20 protein-coding genes are annotated in these 21,383 nt (G+C 66.8%); 18 read left to right on the top strand and 2 right to left on the bottom strand.

The genetic code is table 11. The features are described from left to right. Window positions 1-5 precede the first annotated feature (5 nt). From moaCB to AC3ITW_RS12725, 18 genes are all read left to right on the top strand, one after another. The gene (gene moaCB / locus AC3ITW_RS12810; protein WP_012511280.1) at window positions 6-1,001 is read left to right on the top strand and encodes a bifunctional molybdenum cofactor biosynthesis protein MoaC/MoaB; all 996 of its coding nucleotides are present in this window, start codon (window positions 6-8) and stop codon (window positions 999-1,001) included. Then, window positions 1,001-2,254: a molybdopterin molybdotransferase MoeA gene (locus AC3ITW_RS12805; RefSeq protein ID WP_489389593.1), complete on the top strand. Its 1,254-nt coding sequence runs from the start codon at window positions 1,001-1,003 to the stop codon at window positions 2,252-2,254. The genes moaCB and AC3ITW_RS12805 overlap by 1 nt, the downstream gene beginning before the upstream one ends. After that, entirely contained in the window at window positions 2,254-2,514 is a 261-nt protein-coding gene (locus tag AC3ITW_RS12800; protein WP_049401279.1) for a MoaD/ThiS family protein, read from the top strand. Before AC3ITW_RS12805 ends, AC3ITW_RS12800 begins: the two co-directional genes overlap by 1 nt. A gap of 3 nt (window positions 2,515-2,517) precedes the next feature. Further along, entirely contained in the window at window positions 2,518-3,018 is a 501-nt protein-coding gene (locus AC3ITW_RS12795; protein ID WP_489389592.1) for a molybdenum cofactor biosynthesis protein MoaE, read from the top strand. Window positions 3,019-3,156: 138 nt separating this feature from the next. After that, entirely contained in the window at window positions 3,157-3,705 is a 549-nt protein-coding gene (gene mobA / locus AC3ITW_RS12790; RefSeq protein WP_489389591.1) for a molybdenum cofactor guanylyltransferase, read from the top strand. Beyond that, window positions 3,702-4,067, top strand: a complete 366-nt coding sequence (locus tag AC3ITW_RS12785; RefSeq protein WP_012511276.1) for a hypothetical protein — start codon at window positions 3,702-3,704, stop codon at window positions 4,065-4,067. Before mobA ends, AC3ITW_RS12785 begins: the two co-directional genes overlap by 4 nt. Before the next feature lie 145 nt (window positions 4,068-4,212). Continuing rightward, window positions 4,213-5,631 carry a NarK family nitrate/nitrite MFS transporter gene (locus AC3ITW_RS12780; RefSeq protein ID WP_012511275.1) on the top strand — a complete coding sequence of 473 codons (1,419 nt, stop codon included), beginning with the start codon at window positions 4,213-4,215 and terminating at the stop codon, window positions 5,629-5,631. A gap of 72 nt (window positions 5,632-5,703) precedes the next feature. After that, complete coding sequence (locus tag AC3ITW_RS12775; protein ID WP_489389590.1) at window positions 5,704-9,498, top strand: nitrate reductase subunit alpha; 3,795 nt, start codon at window positions 5,704-5,706, stop codon at window positions 9,496-9,498. Further along, window positions 9,498-11,042, top strand: a complete 1,545-nt coding sequence (gene narH / locus AC3ITW_RS12770; protein ID WP_012511273.1) for a nitrate reductase subunit beta — start codon at window positions 9,498-9,500, stop codon at window positions 11,040-11,042. The genes AC3ITW_RS12775 and narH overlap by 1 nt, the downstream gene beginning before the upstream one ends. Beyond that, a complete protein-coding gene (gene narJ, locus AC3ITW_RS12765) occupies window positions 11,042-11,722 on the top strand; it encodes a nitrate reductase molybdenum cofactor assembly chaperone (protein WP_110712537.1) in 681 nt (226 codons plus the stop codon). Before narH ends, narJ begins: the two co-directional genes overlap by 1 nt. After that, window positions 11,719-12,426, top strand: a complete 708-nt coding sequence (gene narI, locus AC3ITW_RS12760) for a respiratory nitrate reductase subunit gamma (RefSeq protein WP_065723458.1) — start codon at window positions 11,719-11,721, stop codon at window positions 12,424-12,426. Before narJ ends, narI begins: the two co-directional genes overlap by 4 nt. A 3-nt stretch (window positions 12,427-12,429) precedes the next feature. Then, window positions 12,430-13,329 carry a peptidylprolyl isomerase gene (locus AC3ITW_RS12755; protein ID WP_489389589.1) on the top strand — a complete coding sequence of 300 codons (900 nt, stop codon included), beginning with the start codon at window positions 12,430-12,432 and terminating at the stop codon, window positions 13,327-13,329. Window positions 13,330-13,352: 23 nt separating this feature from the next. After that, complete coding sequence (locus tag AC3ITW_RS12750) at window positions 13,353-14,684, top strand: MFS transporter (RefSeq protein WP_489389588.1); 1,332 nt, start codon at window positions 13,353-13,355, stop codon at window positions 14,682-14,684. Window positions 14,685-14,806: 122 nt separating this feature from the next. Beyond that, window positions 14,807-16,021 carry an oxygen-independent coproporphyrinogen III oxidase gene (locus tag AC3ITW_RS12745; protein WP_489389587.1) on the top strand — a complete coding sequence of 405 codons (1,215 nt, stop codon included), beginning with the start codon at window positions 14,807-14,809 and terminating at the stop codon, window positions 16,019-16,021. An 11-nt stretch (window positions 16,022-16,032) separates the two neighbouring features. Next, window positions 16,033-16,809 (top strand): helix-turn-helix domain-containing protein, encoded by a 777-nt coding sequence (locus AC3ITW_RS12740; RefSeq protein ID WP_012511268.1) that lies wholly within the window; start codon window positions 16,033-16,035, stop codon window positions 16,807-16,809. 19 nt (window positions 16,810-16,828) lie between these two features. Continuing rightward, on the top strand, window positions 16,829-17,572 hold the full coding sequence (gene modA, locus AC3ITW_RS12735; protein ID WP_489389586.1) for a molybdate ABC transporter substrate-binding protein: 744 nt from the start codon (window positions 16,829-16,831) through the stop codon (window positions 17,570-17,572). 3 nt (window positions 17,573-17,575) lie between these two features. After that, window positions 17,576-18,259: a molybdate ABC transporter permease subunit gene (gene modB / locus AC3ITW_RS12730; protein ID WP_006371078.1), complete on the top strand. Its 684-nt coding sequence runs from the start codon at window positions 17,576-17,578 to the stop codon at window positions 18,257-18,259. Next, the gene (locus tag AC3ITW_RS12725) at window positions 18,249-18,917 is read left to right on the top strand and encodes an ATP-binding cassette domain-containing protein (protein WP_489389585.1); all 669 of its coding nucleotides are present in this window, start codon (window positions 18,249-18,251) and stop codon (window positions 18,915-18,917) included. Before modB ends, AC3ITW_RS12725 begins: the two co-directional genes overlap by 11 nt. 473 nt (window positions 18,918-19,390) lie before the next feature. Here AC3ITW_RS12725 and AC3ITW_RS12720 read toward each other — a convergent pair whose 3' ends face one another. Together AC3ITW_RS12720 and AC3ITW_RS12715 are read right to left on the bottom strand one after the other, a co-directional pair. Then, on the bottom strand, window positions 19,391-20,920 hold the full coding sequence (locus AC3ITW_RS12720) for a diflavin oxidoreductase (protein WP_100434801.1): 1,530 nt from the start codon (window positions 20,918-20,920) through the stop codon (window positions 19,391-19,393). Further along, the gene (locus AC3ITW_RS12715; RefSeq protein WP_100434800.1) at window positions 20,917-21,345 is read right to left on the bottom strand and encodes a PAS domain-containing protein; all 429 of its coding nucleotides are present in this window, start codon (window positions 21,343-21,345) and stop codon (window positions 20,917-20,919) included. The genes AC3ITW_RS12720 and AC3ITW_RS12715 overlap by 4 nt, the downstream gene beginning before the upstream one ends. Window positions 21,346-21,383 lie beyond the last annotated feature (38 nt).

Here is a 21,383-nt window from a genome sequence, read left to right as displayed (position 1 = left end):
ACACGATGAGTGGGGAATTGAATGCGGCCTTCCATATGGCCGATGTCCGCGACAAGCGCATCACCCGCCGCCGTGCGGTGGCGGTGGGCGAGCTGCATGCCGGTCCGGTGGCCTATCCGCTGATCGTCGAGCGCCGCCTGCCCAAGGGCGATGCGCTGGTGATGGCCGAGATTGCCGGCCTGCAGGGTGCCAAGATGGCCTCGATGCTGATGCCGCTGTGCCACCCGCTGCCGCTGGAGCTGGTGCAGGTGTTCTGCGCGGCGGTGCCGGAACGGCAGGCGATCCGCGTGTGGTGCGAGTGCGCCAGCGAGGCGCGCACCGGCGTGGAGATGGAGGCACTGGCCGGCGTCAACGCGGCGCTGCTGACCCTGTACGACCTGAGCAAGCCGGTGGAACCGGCCCTGCGCATTGAAGGCATCCGCCTGCTGTTCAAGGAAGGTGGCAAGCGCGGCGTGTGGCTGCACCCGGATGGCATGGACGATGCCGAGCGCGCGCGCTTCAAGCCGCGTGCGCCGAAGGGCCTGGAGGGCGCGGCCTGCGCGGTGATCACGCTGAGTGACCGCGCCAGCGAGGGCACGTATGAGGATGTGTCTGGCCCGACCCTGGTGACCGGCGTGAAAAAGCTGGGCGGCGAGGTGGTGGCGGCCGAGGTATTGCCGGATGGCATCGAGCCGTTGGCCGGCCGCCTGCAGGCGCTGGCGGCCGAGGGTGTGCGCCTGTGCCTGTGTACCGGCGGTACCGGGCTGGGCCCGCGTGACCTGACCCCGGAGGCGCTGCGTTCCTTGAACGCGCGGCCGGTGCATGGCCTGGCGCAGATGGTGCGGGCACTGAGCGCGCAGCACACGCCGATGGCCTGGCTGAGCCGCGCCGAGGTGGTGCAGCTGGGCAACATGCTGGTGTTTGCACTGCCGGGCAGCCCGAAGGCGGCGGCGCAGTGCCTCGATATCCTGGCGCCGGTACTGGGCCACGCCTTGGCGATGGTCGACGGTGGTGGCCACTGATGATTGCCTACAGCGAAGCGTTGCAGCACCTGCTGGACGCGGCCACGCCGCTGCCGGCCGAGCGCCTGCCGCTGCATGAGGCCGCTGGCCGCACTCTGGCCAGTGACATCATCAGTGGGCAGTCGCTGCCGCCGTTCGACAATTCGGCAATGGACGGCTTCGCGCTGCGCGCCAACGGCGCGACGTTCGAGGCCGGTACCGAATTCGTGGTGCAGGGTTGGCAGGCGGCCGGCGATGCCGGCGCCGAAGGCGGCGAGGGTGCCTGGGAAATCATGACCGGTGCGCGCATGCCGGTTGGGCTGGATACGGTGGTACCGGTCGAGAACGTGGAGATCCTTACCAGCGAGGACGGCCGCCCGACCCGCATCTCCCTGAAGGGCACGGTGAAGCTGGGCCAGAACGTGCGCCTGCGCGGCCAGGATGTACGGGAAGGCGAGCGTGTGTTGCAGGCCGGCCAGGTACTGGATATCAATGCACGCACCCTGCTGCACGCCATTGGCGTGGGCCAGGTGGCGGTGGTGGCGCGGCCAAAGGCGGCGGTGATCGCTACCGGCAAGGAGTTGGTGACGGAGGCGGCGCAGGCGCTGGAATCCGGCCAGATCCGTGACAGCAACCGGCCCTATCTGGTCGGCCGCCTGCAGGCCGCAGGTGCCGAGGTGGTTTGGCAGGGCACGGTGCGTGATGACGTGGCCGCATTCAACGCGGTGCTCGACGAAGCCCTGGCCGCAGGTGCGCAGCTGCTGATCAGCACCGGCGCCGTGTCGGCCGGCCGCTACGATTTCGTTCCCGATGCGCTGCGTGGACGTGGTGCGCGCATCGTGTTCCACAAGGTGGCGATCCGCCCGGGCAAGCCGTTGCTGTTCGCGGTGCTGCCCAACGGCGCGCTGTATTTCGGCCTGCCGGGCAACCCGGTGTCGGCCGCCGTGGGCCAGCGCTTCTTCGTGGAGCCGGTGCTGCGGCGTCTGCTGGGGTTGGCACCGGAAACCGTGTTGCAGCTGCCGCTGCAGGCCGACGTGCGCAAGCCGCCGGGCCTGCGCTTCCACGCGCGGGCGCGGGTGGAAGTGGACGGCCAGGGGCGCCTGAGTGCGCGCGTGCTGTCCGGGCAGGAGTCGTTCCGTTTGATGTCCATGCTGCAGGCCAACGCCTGGGTGGTGCTGGAGGCCGAGGGAGACCTGGCCAGCGCTGGTACCTACGTGGGCGTGCAGGGCTGGGGTCACCATGACCCGGTGCAGCTGGCGAGCCAGGAGTCATGATGAAACAGGTGAATCTGCAGCTGTTCGGTGCGTTTTCCGATCTGGATGCCAGCCGCGAGATCGCGGTGGAGGTGGCCGGAGGCACCGTGGCCGACCTGCGACAGGCGTTGCGCGAGTTGCTGCCGGTGCGTTGGCCGGGCTTCCGCGCCGGATTGCTGGATTACTCGGCATTTGCCGACCAGCAACGCGTGCTGCGTGACCACGAGGCGCTGCCCGACGATGGCCGGGTTGCGATCCTGCCGCCGGTGAGCGGGGGCTGAGCGATGAGCGAGAAGATCATCGCCAAGGTGGTGGACCGCGCGCAGGCTGCGATCGATCCTGCCGAGGGCATCGCTGCGGTGTCCGATCCGGGCTTCGGTGGCATCGATGTGTTCGTCGGCAAGGTGCGCGACGTCAACATTGGCCGGCCGGTGAACGGGATCACCTACGACCTGTTCGAGCCGCTGGTGCTGAACGAGTTCAAGCGCTTGGCCGCAGAGGTGGAGGCCACGTTTGGTCCGAAGTTGAAGCTGTATGTGGCCCATGCCAAGGGCCGGTTGGGCATTGGCGATGTGGCGGTGGTGGTGGCTGCGGGCAGCCCGCACCGGGACGAGGCATTCCGGGCCTGCCGGCAGTTGATCGAGGTGGTGAAGCACCAGTGCCCGATCTGGAAGCAGGAGCATTACGAGGACGGCGACAGCGAGTGGAGCGAGGGCTGCAGCCTGTGTCATGCGGACAGCGAACCCGCACACGCCCATGACCATGCGCACGACCACCACCATTGAGTCCGCTGCAGCCACGCATGGCGTGGCTCTACCACCGAATGTCTGGATGGCCGTGGGGTTCAGTAGATCCACGCCATGCGTGGATGGGGCCGTTCCCGCGTATCCAACCGGCGCAGCCACGCATGGTGTGGCTCTACCATGAATGGAACCATCAACGGCATCGTGCTGGCCGGCGGCCTGTCCAGCCGGATGGGGCGCGACAAGGCGCTGCTGCCGTGGCAGGGGCGCACGCTGCTGGAACACATGCGTGGCCTGCTGCTGCAGGCCGGCGCCGAACGGGTGTGGGTGAGCGGCGACTATCCGGCCTTCGGCGGCATCCCCGATCAGGTGGCGCGCTGCGGTCCCTTGGGTGGACTGCACAGCGTGATGCAGCAGATGCCGGATAGCCCGGCCTGGGTGGTAGCGGTGGATACCCCGTTGCTGTCGCTGCGGCTGCTGCAACGGCTGGCCGCCGAGGGGCAGGGTGCATGCACGATCTTTGACGGGCATCCCTTTCCCATGCTGTTGAATGTGGACAATGCCACTCGTAGCGTGCTGGCCGCGATGCTGGATGATGCGCAGGGGCCGCGCTCGGTACAGGCCTTCCAGCACCGCCTGCAGATGCACGCGCTGCTGCTGGAAAGCGTTGACGAAGCCTGCCTGGTCAACTGCAATACCCCCGAACAATGGGAGGATGTTGCGTCATGAAAGTGCAGTTGCAGGATCAATCAGTACGGCTTCGCCTGGACGAGGCCGAACTGGCGCGCCTGCTGGCCGGTGAATCGGTCGAGAACATGACCCGCTTTGGCGGCATCGAGGGCTGGGGCATGGCGGTGTCGCTGCATGGCGGCGATCAACCGGTGCTGCTCGATGGCGGCACCTTCTGCCGCCTGGTACTGCCGCGCCCGGCAGTCGAGGCCTTGGCGGCGCGGCTGCCGTGCCGGGATGGGCTGCCATTCGACATTGCCCTGGAAGATGGCGGCCAGCTTCAGCTGCAGTTCGATGTGGACGTGCGCGACAGCGTGCGCCAGCGCGGGGTGACCCGCCGCAACACCGCTTCACCGGTTTGACATTTGTCAGGGGCACGGCGGAAACCGGCCCCTGATTGATCCAGATCAACCCCGTCGTTGTTGCTGCGCGGCCTAATGGCTGCATGACGACGGGTCACAACTTGAAACGCAGTACCCACGTCATTCCACAGCCTTGGAGCCATGTATGACCGTCGGTAGCGATTCTGTTGTCCGCAGCACTGCCCGTCCGGGTCGCGTCATCAGCGACTGGACGCCGGAGGACCCCGGCTACTGGGAGCGCACCGGCAAGCGGGTCGCCACCCGCAACCTGGTCATCTCGATCCCCTCGCTGCTGCTGGCCTTCTCGGTCTGGGTGCTGTTCTCGGCGGTGTCGATCAGCCTGCCGAAGATCGGTTTCAACTTCAGCACCGACCAGCTGTTCTGGCTGGTGGCGCTGCCCAGCCTGTCCGGCGCCACGCTGCGCATCTTCTATTCGTTCGTGATCCCGATCTTCGGCGGCCGCCGCTGGACCGCGCTGTCCACGGCCTCGCTGCTGGCGCCGACGCTCTGGCTCGGCTTTGCGGTACAGAACCCGGCCACGCCGTACGGGGTGTTCGTGGCCATCGCAATTCTGTGCGGCTTCGGTGGCGCGAACTTCTCCTCGTCGATGTCCAACATCTCCTTCTTCTACCCCAAGCAGAAGCAGGGCCTGGCGCTGGGCCTGAACGCCGGCCTGGGCAATGTGGGCGTGTCGGTGGCGCAGGCGGTGATCCCGCTGGTCATCACCGTGGGCGTGTTCGGTGCGCTGGGTGGTGCACCGCAGCCCACGGCGGAGGGCGGGGCGCCGTTGTTCCTGCAGAACGCCGGCTTCATCTGGGTGCCGGCCATCGCGCTGTGCGCCATCGCGGCCTGGTTCGGCATGAACGACCTGACCAGCGCCCGCTCGTCGTTCTCCGAGCAGGCGGTGATCTTCCGCCGCAAGCACAACTGGCTGATGTGCTGGTTGTACATCGGCACCTTCGGTTCCTACATCGGTTTCTCGGCCGGCTTCCCGATGCTGGTGAAGAGCCAGTTCCCGGACGTGAACCCGCTGGCCTACGCCTTCATCGGCCCGCTGCTGGGCGCATTGATGCGCTCGGTGGGTGGCAGCATGGCCGACCGCTGGGGCGGCGCACGCCTGACCTTCTGGGTGTTCGCGCTGATGATCGCCGCCGTGTTCGGTGTGCTGCACTTCCTGCCCAGTCACGGCCAGGGCGGCAACTTCCATGGCTTCCTGCTCAGCTTCATGGCGCTGTTCGTGCTCAGTGGCATCGGCAACGGCACCACCTTCCGCATGATTCCGGTGATCTTCCGCACCCTGCATGAGCGCTGGTCGGCCAACGACAACGCCGAAGGCAAGGCCTCGGCCGCGCACCAGGCCAGCATCGAGTCGGCCGCGGTGGTCGGTTTCTCCGGTGCGATCGGTGCCTATGGCGGTTTCTTCATTCCCAAGAGCTACGGCTCGTCCATCACCTTGACCGGCAGCCCCGACATGGCGCTGTACGGGTTCGTCGTTTTCTATGTCACCTGCCTGGCCGTGACCTGGTGGTGGTACTACCGGCGCGGTGCCGAGACACCCTGCTGACGACATGAAAACGCACCGCAGCCAGATGACACACACAGCCACGATGCCGATGTCCGCAAAGGGAGATCCCCGATGAGTTATTTCCTCGATCGCTTGCAGTTCTTCAAGCGTGACCCCCAGACCTTTGCCGATGGCCACGGATTCGCCAAGAGCGAAGGCCGTGACTGGGAAAACAGTTACCGCGCCCGCTGGCAGTACGACAAGATCGTGCGTTCCACCCACGGCGTGAACTGCACGGGTTCGTGCAGCTGGAAGATCTACGTCAAGAACGGCCTGGTCACCTGGGAAACCCAGCAGACCGACTACCCGCGTACGCGCCCGGACCTGCCCAACCACGAACCGCGTGGCTGCCCGCGTGGCGCCAGCTATTCCTGGTACCTGTACAGCGCCAACCGGCTGAAGTACCCGCTGATCCGCGGCACGCTGCTGCGCCTGTGGCGCGAAGCACGCAAGAGCAAGGCCCCGGTCGATGCCTGGGCCAGCATCGTGGAGGACAAGGAGAAGGCGCGTTCGTACAAGACCCGCCGCGGCATGGGCGGCTTCGTGCGCCTGCAGTGGGAAGAGGCCAACGAGATCATCGCCGCCTCCAACCTGTACACGGTGAAGCAGTACGGCCCGGACCGCGTGGTCGGGTTCTCGCCGATTCCGGCGATGTCGATGGTGTCCTATGCCGCCGGCGCGCGTTACCTGTCGCTGCTGGGCGGCGCCTGCCTGTCCTTCTACGACTGGTACTGCGATCTGCCGCCGGCCTCGCCGCAGATATGGGGCGAGCAGACCGATGTGCCCGAATCGGCCGACTGGTACAACAGCCGTTACATCATCGCCTGGGGCTCCAACGTGCCGCAGACGCGTACGCCCGATGCGCACTTCTTCACCGAGGCGCGCTACAACGGCACCAAGACGGTGGCGATCTGCCCGGACTATTCCGAGCTGGCCAAGCTGACCGACCACTGGCTGCACCCCAAGCAGGGCACCGATGCGGCGCTGGCCTTCGCCTTCGGACATGTGATCCTGCGCGAGTTCCACGTCGATTCGCCCTCGCAGTACTTCCAGGACTACTGCCGGCAGTACTCGGACATGCCGATGCTGGTGCGACTGGAACGCCGCGACGATGGCCGTCTGGTGGCGGGCCGGTTCCTGCGTGCGAGCGAACTGGGTGGCCTGGGTGAAGCCAATAATCCGGACTGGAAGACGCTGGCTTTGGACGAGAGCAGCGGCCAGATCGTGGTGCCCAACGGTTCGATCGGCTTCCGCTGGGGCGAGAAGGGCAAGTGGAACATCGAGGAGAAGGAAAGCAATGGCGCCGATACGCGCCTGCGCCTGAGCCTGGCCGACGCTCATGAGGGCATCGAGGCGGTCAGCTTCCCGTACTTCGGTGGCATCGAGTCGGAGGGCTGGACCGCTGCGCCGGCTGACGACGTGCTTGAGCGCAACATCCCGGTGCGTCGCCTGGCCCTGGCCGAGGGTGGCGAGACCCTGGTGGCCACGGTCTACGACCTGCTGCTGGCCCAGTACGGCGTGGACCGTGGCTTTGGCGGCGGCAACGTGGCATCGAGCTTCGACGACATGGTGCCGGGCACCCCGGCCTGGCAGGAACGCATCACCGGCGTGTCGCGTGCGGAAGTGATCGAGATCGCCCGCGAGTTCGCGCGTACCGCCGACAAGACCCATGGCCGTTCGATGATCATCGTCGGCGCCGGCATGAACCACTGGTTCCACAACGACATGAACTACCGTGGCCTGATCAACATGTTGATCATGTGCGGTTGCGTGGGCCAGACCGGTGGCGGCTGGGCGCACTACGTGGGCCAGGAAAAGCTGCGCCCGCAGACGGGCTGGCAGCCGTTGGCCTTCGGCCTGGACTGGAGCCGCCCGCCGCGTCACATGAACGGCACCTCGTTCTTCTACTTCAACACCGGGCAGTGGCGCTACGAGAAGCTGCAGGTGGATGAGCTGCTGTCGCCGCTGGCGGATGCGAGCAAGTACAGCGGCAGCCTGGCCGACCTGAACCTGCGTGCGGTGCGCATGGGCTGGCTGCCGAGCGCACCGCAGCTGGACCGCAACCCGCTGCAGTTGGTGCGCGAGGCCGAAGCGGCCGGCGTGGCCCCGGCCGACTATGCGCTGGGCAAGTTCAAGGATGGTTCGCTGGACTTCGCCTTTGCTGATCCGGACGCGCAGCAGAACCACCCGCGCATGATGTTCATCTGGCGCTCGAACCTGCTCGGTTCCTCGGGCAAGGGCCACGAATACATGCTGCGGCACCTGCTGGGTACGCGCCATGGCCTGCAGGGCAAGGACCTGGGCGAGATGGGCGCGGTCAAGCCGGAGGAAGTGAAGTGGCGCGACGAAGCGCCGGAAGGAAAGCTCGACCTGCTGGTGACGCTGGACTTCCGCATGTGCACCACCGCGCTGTACTCGGACATCGTGCTGCCCACGGCCACCTGGTACGAGAAGGACGATCTCAACACGTCGGACATGCACCCGTTCATCCACCCGCTGTCGAAGGCGGTGGATCCGGCCTGGGAATCGCGCAGCGACTGGGACATCTTCAAGGAGGTTGCCCGCACCGTGAGCGAGATGGCGCCCGGTGTGCTGGGCGTGGAGAAGGACCTGGTGCTGGTGCCGACCCTGCATGACACCCCCAACGAGCTGGGCATGCCGTTCGGCGTGGCTGATTGGAAGAAGGGCGAGTGCGAGGCCATTCCGGGCCAGACCATGCCGTCGATGACGGTCGTGGAGCGCGACTACCCCAATCTGTACCGCAAGTTCACCTCGCTGGGCCCGCTGCTGGACAAGCTGGGCAATGGCGGCAAGGGCATGAGCTGGGACACGAAGCGCGAAGTCGAATTCCTCGGCAAGCTCAACCACACCGTGCACGACGCGGGCGTGAGCCAGGGCCGTCCGGCCATTTCGACCGCGATCGACGCGGCCGAGGTGATCCTGCATCTGGCGCCGGAGACCAACGGCCACGTCGCAGTGAAGGCGTGGGAATCGCTGGGCACGTTCACCGGCCGCGAGCACACCCACCTGGCGGTGGGCAAGGAGCACGAGGCGATCCGCTTCCGTGACATCCAGGCGCAGCCGCGCAAGATCATCTCCTCGCCGATCTGGTCGGGCCTGGAAGACGACAACGTCAGCTACAACGCCGGCTATACCAACGTGCACGAGCTGATTCCGTGGCGCACGGTGACCGGTCGCCAGCAGTTCTACCAGGACCACGAGTGGATGATCGACTTCGGCGAGGCCTTCATGGGCTACCGGCCGCCGGTCAATACGCGCACGGTGGAGCCGCTGCTGAACCAGCGCCCGAACGGCAACAAGGAGATCGTGCTGAACTGGATCACCCCGCACCAGAAGTGGGGCATCCACAGCACCTACAGCGACAACCTGATCATGCAGACGCTGTCGCGCGGTGGCCCGATCGTGTGGATCAGCGAGGACGACGCACGCAGCGCCGGCATCGTCGACAACGACTGGATCGAGCTGTTCAACGTCAACGGTGCGATCGCCGCGCGTGCGGTGGTCAGCCAGCGCGTGATGCCGGGCATGGCGATGATGTACCACGCCCAGGAACGCATCATCAACGTGCCGGGCTCGGAGATTTCCGGGACCCGCGGCGGCATCCACAACTCGGTGACCCGCATCGTGCTCAAGCCCACCCACATGATCGGCGGCTACGCGCAGCTGGCCTACGGCTTCAACTACTACGGCACCTGCGGCACCAACCGCGACGAGTTCGTGATCGTGCGCAAGATGGACAAGGTGGATTGGCTGGACGATGAACAGGGAAGTTCGAGTGTCGCGGGCGCAGGACGCGCAGGAGCGACCGGTGAGGCCGTACCGGCCGCCGCCAAGGAGGTGGTGTGATGAAGGTCCGTGCACAGATCGCGATGGTGCTGAACCTGGACAAGTGCATCGGCTGCCATACCTGCTCGATCACCTGCAAGAACGTCTGGACCTCGCGCGAGGGCGTCGAGTACGCCTGGTTCAACAACGTGGAAACCAAGCCGGGCATCGGCTACCCCAAGGAATGGGAGAACCAGGACAAGTGGAACGGCGGCTGGGTGCGCACCCGCGCCGGCAAGCTGGTGCCGCGTGCCGGCGGCCGCTGGCGGATGCTGGCCAAGATCTTCGCCAACCCGGACCTGCCACAGATCGACGACTACTACGAGCCGTTTGATTTCGACTACCAGAACCTGCACACCGCCAAGGACAGCCAGCACCAGCCCACCGCGCGGCCGCGCTCGCTGATCAGTGGCGAGCGCATGCAGAAGATCGAGTGGGGCCCGAACTGGGAGGAGATCCTGGGTTCGGAGTTCAGCAAGCGCTCGCGCGACTACAACTTCGACCAGGTGCAGAAGGAGATCTACGGCGCCTTCGAGAAGACCTTCATGATGTACCTGCCGCGCCTGTGCGAGCACTGCCTGAACCCGGCGTGCGTGTCGGCGTGCCCGTCGGGTGCGATCTACAAGCGCGAGGAAGATGGCATCGTGCTGATCGACCAGGACAAATGCCGTGGCTGGCGCATGTGCGTGTCGGCCTGTCCGTACAAGAAGATCTACTACAACTGGAAGAGCGGCAAGTCGGAGAAGTGCATCTTCTGCTACCCGCGCATCGAGATGGGCGAGCCGACCGTGTGTTCGGAAACCTGCGTGGGCCGCATCCGCTACCTGGGCGTGATGCTGTATGACGCCGACCGCATCGCCGAGGCCGCTTCGGTGGCCGCCGAGAAAGACCTGTACCAGGCCCACCTGGACATCTTCCTGGACCCGAACGATCCGGCGGTGATCGCTGCGGCGCGCAAGGAAGGCATCCCGGACAGCTGGCTGGATGCGGCCAAGCAGTCGCCGGTGTACAAGCTGGCGATCGACTGGAAGCTGGCGCTGCCGCTGCACCCGGAATACCGCACGCTGCCGATGGTCTGGTATGTGCCACCGCTGTCGCCGATCCAGTCGGCCGCCGAACGTGGCCGCGTGGGCATGAGTGGCGAGCTGCCGGACGTGGCCTCGCTGCGCATCCCGATGCGTTACCTGGCCAATCTGCTGACGGCCGGTGACGAGGCGCCGGTGGTGCGTGCGCTGGAACGGCTGATGGCGATGCGTGCCTGGCGCCGGGCCAAGAACGTGGACGGCGTGGAAGACACCGCAGTGCTGGAGCAGACCGGGCTGAGCATTGCCCAGGTCGAAGAGATGTATCGCTACCTGGCCATCGCCAATTACGAGGACCGTTTCGTGATTCCGACCGGCCACCGCGAGTACGCCAACGATGCCTTCGGCGAGCGCGGCGGCTGCGGCTTCACCTTCGGCAACGGCTGCAACGGTGACAGCCCGGCCGACCTGTTCGGCCAGCGCAAGAGCACGACCTTCGTGGTGGACAAGGGCCCGAACCACCGCCGCAAGGAGGTGGTGTGATGAGCGTGCTCAAGCTGGTCGGGGTGCTGCTGGACTACCCCCGTGAAGAACTGTGGCAGCACGGCGAGGAACTGCTCGCCGCCTGCGACGACCCGGCGCTGGGCGCCGCCCGCCGCCAGCAGCTGCGCAGCTTCGTGCAGCAGCTGCTGGACACCGATGCGCTGGATGCACAGGCCGCATGGCTGGCCAGTTTCGACCGCGGCCGTTCGATGAGCCTGCTGCTGTTCGAACACATCCATGGCGAGTCGCGCGACCGCGGCCAGGCCATGGTCGATCTGGTCGAGACCTACCGCCGCAACGGCTTCGAACTGGATGCGCGCGAGCTGCCGGACTACCTGCCGCTGCTGCTGGAGTTCCTGGCCCATCGCCCTGGCAGCGAGGCCCGCGAGTGGCTGCACCACATCGGCCATATCGCCGGGATGCTGGCGGCGCGTGCCGCCGAGCGTGAGCTGCCGCACCGGGTGCTGTTCGAGATCCTGGTCGAAGCCGGCGACGGCAAGGCCGATCTGCAGGCGCTGCGCCAGCGTGCCAGCGAGGAAGTCCGCGACGATACCGCCGAGGCCATGGACCGCTTGTGGGAGGAGGAGGCGGTGCGCTTCGGCGCCGAAGCCCCTGCCGAGGACTGCAAGCCGCCCGTGCGTTCGCCGGCCCGGCCTTCGCATCGAGAGGTCCAGCCATGAGTTACTCCCTGCATCAATTCGCCTTCCAGTACTACCCGTACATCGCCGTGGCGGTGCTGCTGATCGGCAGCTGGGCGCGCTACGACAAGGCCATGTACACCTGGCGCACCGGCTCCAGCCAGATGCTGTCGGACAAGGGCATGCGGATCGGCAGCAACTGCTTCCACATCGGCATCCTGGCCATCCTCGGTGGCCATCTGGTCGGTCTGCTGACCCCGCACGCGGTGTACGAGCACTTCATCACGTCGTCGCAGAAGCAGATGCTGGCGATGGTGGTTGGTGGTGTGTTCGGCGCACTGTGCTTCATCGGCATCAGCATCCTGCTGGTTCGCCGCCTGTTCAATGCGCGCGTGCGTGCCACTGGCAGCTTTGGCGACACCCTGGTGCTGGTGCTGCTGTTCGCCCAGCTGTGCCTGGGCCTGTACAGCATCCGCGTCTCGTCCGGCCACCTGGACGGTGGGGTGATGGTGCAGCTGGCCGAGTGGGCGCAGCACATCGTGACCTTCCGCGCCGGTGCCGCCGACTATATCGAGGGCGTCAGCTGGGTCTACAAGATGCACATTTTCCTGGGCCTGACCCTGTTCCTGATCGCGCCGTTCACCCGCCTGGTGCACGTGTGGAGCATTCCTGTCAGCTACCTGTGGCGGCCCTACCAGGTGGTGCGCCGCCGCCAGGCCACGCTGCGCTACGGTCCGCGGGAGTAAGCCATGGGCAGCCTGCCGAAATTCCTGCCGATCACCGTGATCGACTCCAATGCCCCGGTTCCGGCCGAGGCCCATTCGCACCATCACGACGCGGCGGAGCAGGGACCGCGCTCGCTCGGGCAGCCGGCACCGTGCCGGTTGTTCGTGGACGAGACCGCGATCAGCGAGGCCGATATCGCCCGCGAGATGCAGCACCACCGGGCGATGCGCCCGGAACAGTCACGTGCCGAGGCGGCACGTGCACTGGTGGTGCGCGAGCTGCTGCGCCTGGAAGCGCAGCGGCTGGGCCTGCAGGCACCGGAGGGCAACCGGGTCAGCGACGAGGAAGTGCTGATCCAGCAACTGCTGGAAGACGCGATCGAAGACCGCGTGCCGACCGATGAGGACTGTCGCCGCTACTTCGAGCAGAACCCGGAGCGCTTCCGCTCGCCTGACCGCGTGCGCCTGCGCCATATCCTGCTGGCTGCGCCGGCCGACGACGTGGCCGGGCGCTTCGCCGCACGCACCGAAGGCGAGCGGCTGGTCGGACTGCTGAAGGAGTCGCCGCACCTGTTCGCCGATTTCGCCCTGCGCCATTCGCGCTGCCCGTCCAGCAGCGAGGGCGGCGACCTGGGCTGGCTGCAGCGCGGGCAGACCACGCCGGAGTTCGACCGCCAGGTGTTCCGGCTGCGCGAGGGCATGGCGGGATTTCCGGTGGAATCGCGCTGGGGCTACCACGTGGTCTGCGTCGATGCCCGCGAGGAAGGCCAGCCGCAGCCGTTCGAGGCGGTGCTGCCGCAGCTGCGTGATTACCTGGAACTGCAGGTGCGCCAGCGCGAGGTTCAGGCCTACCTGCTGCAGCTGCAGGAGCGCTACCCGGTGCGCGGGCTGGACGAGATCGACGCCGAAGCGGATATCGGCTGAACCCCATTGAACGAGGAGACCCCATGAACCAGGCCCTTGCCCCCGCCAGTGCCGGGCAGCAGCAGCGTGCGCTGTGGCTGAGCACGTTCGCCTTCACCGTGTGCTTTGCGGTGTGGATGATCTTTTCGATCATCGGCATCCAGATCAGTCAACAGCTCGGTTTGAATGACACCCAGTTCGGCCTGCTGATCGCCACGCCGGTGCTGACCGGCTCGGTCAGCCGCGTCTTCCTCGGCATCTGGTCCGACCAGTTCGGTGGCCGCAAGGTGATGGCGCTGGTGATGCTGTGTGGCGCGGTGGCCACCTGGATGCTGACCTATGCGCACACCTACCCGCAGTTCCTGTTTGCCGCGCTGTGCGTGGGTATTGCCGGTGGCAATTTCTCGGTGGGCGTGGCCTACGTGTCCAAATTCTTCCCGGCCAGCAAGCAGGGCACCGCGCTGGGCATCTTCGGCGCCGGCAACATCGGCTCGGCGGTGACCAAGCTGCTGGCGCCGTTGGTGATGGTGGCCGCCGGCTGGACCATGGTCGCCAAGGTCTGGGCGGTCGCGCTGGCGGTCACGGCGGTGCTGTTCTTCCTTTTCAGCAAGGAAGATCCGTCACTGGAACAGCGTCGCCGCGAAGGCGTGAAACCGGTGCCGTTCGCCGAGCAGATGGCGCCGCTGAAGAACCTGCAGGTCTGGCGGTTCTCGCTGTACTACTTCTTCGTGTTCGGTGGCTTCGTGGCGCTGGCGCTGTGGCTGCCGCACTACCTGGTGGGCGCCTACGGCATGGACGTGGGCCACGCCGGCATGCTGGCGGCGTGCTATTCGATCCCGGCGAGCCTGTTCCGGGTGGTCGGTGGCTGGATGTCGGACCGGATGGGTGCGCGCCGGGTGATGTACTGGACCTTCGGTGTGTCGGCCATCTGCACCTTCCTGCTGGCCTATCCGGATACCGAATATGTGGTGAAAGGCATCCACGGCCCGATCCACTTCCATCTGGCCATCGGCGTGGTGATGTTCACCGTGCTGGTGTTCGTGCTGGGCTTCTTCATGTCACTGGGCAAGGCCGCGGTGTACAAGCACATTCCGGTGTATTACCCGCAGCACGTGGGTGCGGTGGGTGGTGTGGTCGGCATGATCGGCGGACTTGGTGGCTTCATCCTGCCGATCGTGTTCGGGGCCTTGAATGACGCCCTGGGCATCTGGAGCAGCTGTTTCATGTTGCTGTTCGTGCTGGTGGCGGCTGCACTGGCGTGGATGCATTTTGCTATTCGCCGCATGGAGCGCCGTCACTTCCCGCAGATCGACCGCGAGACCGACCTGCCCGAAGCCATTGATGCGGCCGCCGCCGAGCGGGTGCGTGGCGGTTGAACGGGGTTGCCGGCCAGCGGCCGAAAGGGTAGTGCCGGCCGCTGGCCGGCATGAACCTACCGATGCGCCACGCTTGATTTCAATCAGGGCCACGCGAAGAGGAACGCCCGAAGATGTGTGCCATGAGCTTCCACGTTGACGAGAGCGAGGACACTGCGCTGCAGGCGGCATTGCTGCGGCAGCCCCGGCACGTGCTGTTCCCGCCTGCGGACCAGTTCAGCACCGGATTTGGTGAAAGCGGCTGGCGCGCCGCCGTGGGCGCCAGCAACGAGCACCTGATCCCGCGTGGCTTGACCCTCGGCTTCCAGGCCGGTCGCGGCGGACGCGATGTGCCGCCACAGGCGTATCTGGACACCTTGCTGCTGGCCCTGCAGCTGCAGGCCGATGCCCTGGCCGAGGACCGCGAAGTCGTGGCGATGGTGTTGCAGCTGGGATTGGCCGAGACGTTGCCGCCGCCGCAGCTCGGCCAGCTGCTGGACGCCGTGCCGCAGCACCTGCGCACGGTGGCGCGCCCGCAGGTGGAGGTGCGGCTGGACGCCGGCAGCGCGCTGTCACCGGCGCAGCTGCGCGCGGTGGGTTGCACCCGCCTGAACGTGATCGACCGTGCCGATGCGCCGGGGCCGACCCTGCTGGTACAGGCGCGGCAGGTCGGCTTCACCGCGCGCTACTACCAGCTGCGCGTGCCCGCCTGTGAGGACACCGGTTTCATCGAACGTCTGCATGAGGTGCTGGCCGAAGCACCCGAGCGCATCCTGCTGCCGGCACCGTGCGCGCTACCGCAGCGTCCGTCGGCAGCGCATTGGCTGCAGGCCTGGCGCCTGCTGCGCGATGCCGGCTATGAGCCCATCGGCGGCGACCACTACCAGCGTGGCGACCTGCCCAATCCGCATGGGCCCGGCGATGGCCAGCGCCACCGTGACCTGGCGGGTGTGCCACGGCGTGACCGCAGCGACTTCATTGGCCTTGGCCTGTCTGCCTGCAGCCAGATCGGCGAAGTGTTCTACCGGCTGGAGGACGAGCTGGGTGAATGGCGGGCGCGCCTGCAGTCCGGTCACATGGGCGTGGCCGCGGGCCTGATCCTGTCCGAGGACGAGCGGCTTGCGGCCGAGGTGGCACAGAGCATCGCCTGCGACCATGCGCTCGATGCGGCTGCATTCGAGTGGCGTAATGATGAACCCTTCGAGGAATGCTTCGCCGAACAGCTGCCGGCGCTGTCGCCGCTGCTGGCGCGCGGCTGGGCGCAGTGGGATGCACGCGTACTGCGGCTGGCCGAAGAAGGGCGGTTGCTGTGGCGTATGATGGCCGCATGCTTCCGGCCGGCGGCCGCCATCGCTTGAGTCCTGCCCCGATGTCTTCAACTCCGCCTTCCCAGGGTCGCCTCGGCCGGGCCACGCCGAACCCCGCCGCCGCCGATGATGGCGACGCGCTGCACTTCTGCAGTACCTGTGCATTTTCCGATGCCTGCATGTCGCAGGGTTATGACAAGACCGCGCTGGGCGATCTGCACGTCCTGGTCGACCACGTTGGCCCGTTCCATGCGGGTGACTACATCTTCCGCGCCGGTGAGTCGTTCGATTCGATCGCTGCGGTGCGCGCCGGTATGGTCAAGACCTTCGTCGATGACAGCCAGGGCAACGAGCAGGTGCTGGGCTTCAGCCTGCCGGGCGAAGTGATCGGCCTCAATGCGATCCACGGTTCGCGCTTCCCCTGCAATGCGGTGGCGCTGGACACCGTGCACCTGTGCCGCATCTCGTTCCCCAAGCTGAGCCTGCTGGCCACGCGCATGCCGGGGCTGCAGGCCAAGCTGTTCAGCCTGCTCAGTGCGGAGATCGGCAAGGTCGCCACGCTTGCCGCCAACCACCGTACCGAAGAGCGCATGGCCGCATTCCTGCTGGACATGTCCGAGCGTTACGCGCGGCGCGGTTTTTCCGCCACGCGCTTCAACCTGACCATGGCGCGTACCGAGATTGCCAACTACCTGCGGATGGCGCCGGAAACCGCCAGCCGCGTGCTGCGCCGCCTGAGCGATGATGGGATCATCGCGGTGAAGCAGCGTGAGATCCTGCTGCTGCAGCCCGAGCGCCTGGCGGCGCTGGCGGTGGCCGACGAATCCGATCCGAACTGAGCCTGGCCGGGAGCCGACGATGAAACGCGCTGGATTGTTGTTGCTGGGACTGCTGGCCACGCTGCCAGCCTGGGCGGCCGACCTGACGGTGTCGGCGGCATCGAGCCTGACCGAGAGCTTCCGCGAACTCGGCGCCGCCTATGAGAAGGCGCACCCGGGAACCAAGGTCGATTTCAACTTCGCCGCGTCCGGCGTACTGCTGCAGCAGATCAGCCGCGGCGCGCCGGTGGACGTGTTCGCCTCGGCCGATGAAACCACGATGGACCAGGCCCAGCAGCAGGACCTGCTGGCGCCCGGTACCCGCGAGGTATTCGCGGTGAACGCGCTGTGGGTGGTGGTGCCGCCGCAGGCCAAGGCCGCGCCGCGTACCCTGAAGGATCTGGCCGGTGGCAACGTGCAGCGCATCGCACTGGGCAACCCGGACAGTGTTCCGGTCGGCCGCTATGCCAAGGGCGCGCTGGAAGCAGCGGGCCTGTGGCCGTCGGTGCAGGGCAGGGTCATCACCACGCAGAACGTGCGCCAGTCGCTGGACTACGTGGCGCGCGGTGAAGTGGATGCCGGCTTCGTCTATGCCACCGATGCACAGGCCATGCCCGACCGGGTGCGCCGTGCCTTCGCGGTGCCGGTGGTCGGGCGCATCGCCTATCCGCTGGCGGTGACCAAGGCCAGCGCGCAGCCGGCGGAGGCCCAGCGGTTTGCCACCTTCGTGCGTTCGGCGCAGGGCCAGGCGATCCTGGCCAAGCACGGATTCGGCAAGCCCTGAGGCATGGATCTCGACTGGAGCGCGCTGGGGTTGTCGCTGAAGGTGGCCGGCTGGGCCACCGCGATCAATCTGGTGCTGGGCGTGGCACTGGGCGCGCTGCTGGCGCGTCGGCGCTTTCCCGGCCGCGAGCTACTGGATTCGCTGCTGACCCTGCCAATGGTGTTGCCGCCGACGGTGCTGGGCTATTACCTGCTGGTGCTGATCGGCCGTAATGGACCGATCGGTGCGTGGCTGCAGTCGTGGTTCGGCATCAACCTGGTGTTTACCTGGCAGGCGGCGGTGATCGCTGCGGCGGTGGCCTCGCTGCCGCTGGTGTTCAAGCCGGCACGCGCGGCGTTCGAGGAAGTGGACGGACAGCTGGAGCAGGCCGCACGCACGCTTGGTGTGTCCGAAGCGGCGGTGTTCTTCCGCATCACGCTGCCGCTGGCCTGGCGCGGCATCCTCGCCGGCCTGCTGCTGGCATTTGCCCGTGCGATGGGCGAGTTCGGCGCCACGCTGATGGTGGCCGGCAGCATTCCGGGCCGCACGCAGACGCTGTCGATCGCCATCTACGAAGCGGTGCAGGCCGGTCAGGACGGCAAGGCCAATGCGCTGGTGATCCTGACCTCGGTGGTGTGCATCGTGATCCTGCTGCTGGCCGCACGGCTGGTGGGCGGGCGTCGCCGGGAGCTGCGCGATGTGGCTTGATCTGCAGGTGCAGCGCCGACTGCAGGCGGCCGGCCAGAGTTTCGTGCTGGACGTAGCTTTGCAGTGCACGCAGCGGCAGGTGGTGCTGTTCGGGCCCTCGGGCGCGGGCAAGAGCCTGACCCTGAAGGCAGCGGCCGGGCTGCTGAGGCCGGGCCAGGGCCACGTGCGCCTGCAGGGGCAGACCTTGTTTGACGCGGCGGCCGGCGTGGACCTGCCACCGCAGCGCCGCCGGCTGGGCTATGTCTTCCAGGACTATGCGTTGTTCCCACACCTGAGCGTGCGCCAGAACGTGGCGTTCGGTCTGCAGAAGGGCTGGCTCAATCCACGCACCGGGCAGCGCTTTGATGCAGTGGAGCAATGGTTGCACGCATTCCGCATCGACACAGTGGGCGATCTGCTGCCCTCGCAGGTCTCCGGCGGGCAACGTCAGCGTACCGCCTTGGCACGAGCCCTGGTGACGCAGCCGCAGGCACTGCTGCTGGATGAGCCGTTCTCCGCGCTGGACCATGATCTGCGCCAGCACCTGCGCCAGGAGCTGGAGACCGTGCTGGACAAGACCGGCATCCCGTTGCTATTGATCAGCCACGACCCGCAGGATGTGGCCATGTTCGGCCAGCAGGTGGCACGCGTCGTCGACGGTCGCATCGTCGGCGATTGATCCGTGATGGACGCACTGGCGAGGGTTGGTTGCATCTGATGGTAGTGCCGGCCGCTGGCCGGCAACCACGGATTCCGGAGCAGCCGGCCAGCGGCCGGCTCTACCGGTTCAGGGGTTCCGCGACGCACGGGCGATGGTTGTCTACAGCTGATGGTAGTGCCGGCCGCTGGCCGGCAACCACGGATTCCGGAGCAGCCGGCCAGCGGCCGGCTCTACCGGCTCAGGGGTTTCGCGACGCACAGGCGATGGTTGACTACAGCTGATGGTAGTGCCGGCCGCTGGCCGGCAACCATGGAATCCGGAGCAGCCGGCCAGCGGCCGGCTCTACCGGCTCAGGGGTTTCGCGACGCACGGGCGATGGTTGACTACAGCTGATGGTAGTGCCGGCCGCTGGCCGGCAACCATGGAATCCGGAGCAGCCGGCCAGAGGCCGGCTCTACCAATCCAGCGTTCGGGCAATCCAGTGGAATGGATCAATACAGCTCGCAGTGCGTGCGGCCTTCACCTCGTAGCGCGTCCCAGTGCCCTTCGCCAACGATGGCATCGATGGCCTCGCGCACCGCGCCTTCCAGGTGGCTCTTGTTGCCGCACAGGTACAGGTGCCCACCGCGGGCCAGCACATCGCGCACTTCGGCGGCGCGCTGCTGCAGCACATGCTGCACATAGACCTTCTCGGCCCCATCGCGCGAGAACGCGGTATGCAGGCCGGCCAGCACACCGCGCGCGCGCCAGTCCTGCAGCTGCTCGCGGTACAGGTAATCGTGCTGGCTGTGCTTCTCGCCGAACACCAGGTGTACTTCGCGTTCGCAGGCGTTGGCCTGCAGCTCCTGCATCAGGCCCATCAACGGCGCGATGCCGGTGCCGGTGCCAACCAGCAGCAATGGCGCTTCGCCGGTATCGGGAAGATGGAAGCCGGGATTTGAACGGCAGTACGCGCGCGCGTGGTCGCCGCCGTGCAGCAGGCTGCCGGTGGCAGTGCCGAAGCGCTCGCGGCCGCGCAGGGTGTAGCGCACTTCGCGCACGCACAGGCTCAGCTGGTCGTCGCAGGGGTGTGAGGCGATGGAATAGGCGCGCGGCAGTCGCGGTGACAGCAGTTCGCGCAACCGGGCCAGCGGCACGCTGTCCGGGGTAGCGTGGTCCTGCAGCACGTCCAGCAGGTCCAGCCCGTGCAGGTAGGCGTCCAGCTCGCGCTTCTGGCTGACCTTCAGCAGACCCTTCAGCAGCTCGCTGCCGCCGAGCCTGGCCAGTTCGCGCAGCACGCCCTTGCTCAGCAGGCGCAGCTCGCGGTCATGCAGGGTGGCGACGGCGCTGGCGTCGCCGTACCAGGTAGCCAGCGCCTGCAGCAACACGGGGTCGTTCTCCGGCACCACGTGCAGGGTGTCACCGGCGCGGTACGCCATGCCACTGCCGGCAATGTCCAGTTGCAGGTGCCAGGCGGCCGGGTCGCTGCTGTTCAAGCGGCGGCGTTCGAGAATGGGGGCGGCAAAGGCATTGTCTTCGCCATAGGCGGTGACCTGCAGGTGCAGGTCCTGGCCAGCGTCGAGGTCGCCATCCAGAACCTGGCCCAGCACCGGCTGCCATTGCTGGAAGAACTGCTCGTAACCCAGGTCGGCATCCACGCGGTGCAGCAGCGGCTGCGCCTGGCGCTCGCTCAGCGCGGCATCCAGCGCCTTGGTGAAGCCGCAGAAGCTGGGGTAGCCGGTGTCACCGAGGCCGAACACCGCATAGCGCAGGCCGCTCAGTGTTGGAGTCTGGCGCAGGGTTTCAAAGAACTGTTCGCCGTTGGCCGGCGGTTCACCGTCACCGAACGAGCTGGAGATCGCCAGCAGCACATCGCCGTGACCGAGGCTGGCCACGTCGATATCGTTGAACGGGAGCACCTGCGGCGCGTGCGGCTGCAGGTCCGCGCCCAGGCGCTGGGCCAGGGCGCGGGCATTGCCCGACTCGGACGCGAAACCCACCAGCAGGCGGCTGAAGGGCGTACTGGTCGGGAGAGCGTTCACGCGGCCTCGTAGAAGTCGTCGAACTTTTCCTTGCTGAACTCGACCAGGTCGTAGTTCTGCATCAGGTCGTTCACCACGCGACGGATGCTGATGTACGAGGTGATGTTGCCGTCGGCGTCGAACAGCGGCTGCACGGTGGTGTCGACCACGTAGAGCACGCCGCCCTTGCCGAGGTTGGGCACGATGCCGGTCCAGGTCTTGCCGGCCTTGATGGTGTCCCACATGTCCTTGTAGACCGCCTTGGGCACATCCGGATGGCGCACGATGCTGTGCGGCTGACCGATCAGCTCCTCGCGCGCGAACCCGGTGAGCGTGCAGAACAGGTCGTTGGCGTAGGTGATGTTGCCCTGCAGGTCGGTGGTGGAGATCACCATGACGTTCTGCATGGAATTCAGCAGCTGGGCGTTGTCGGGGGTGTAGCTCATCGCAGGTCCTTTGGATGCCGGTGACGCCGGCGTATTGG

The sequence above is a fragment of the Stenotrophomonas sp. KH_052 genome (assembly GCF_057838755.1).
The sequence above is the reverse complement of the archived record's forward strand: the minus strand, read 5'-3'. Positions and strand labels throughout refer to the sequence as shown.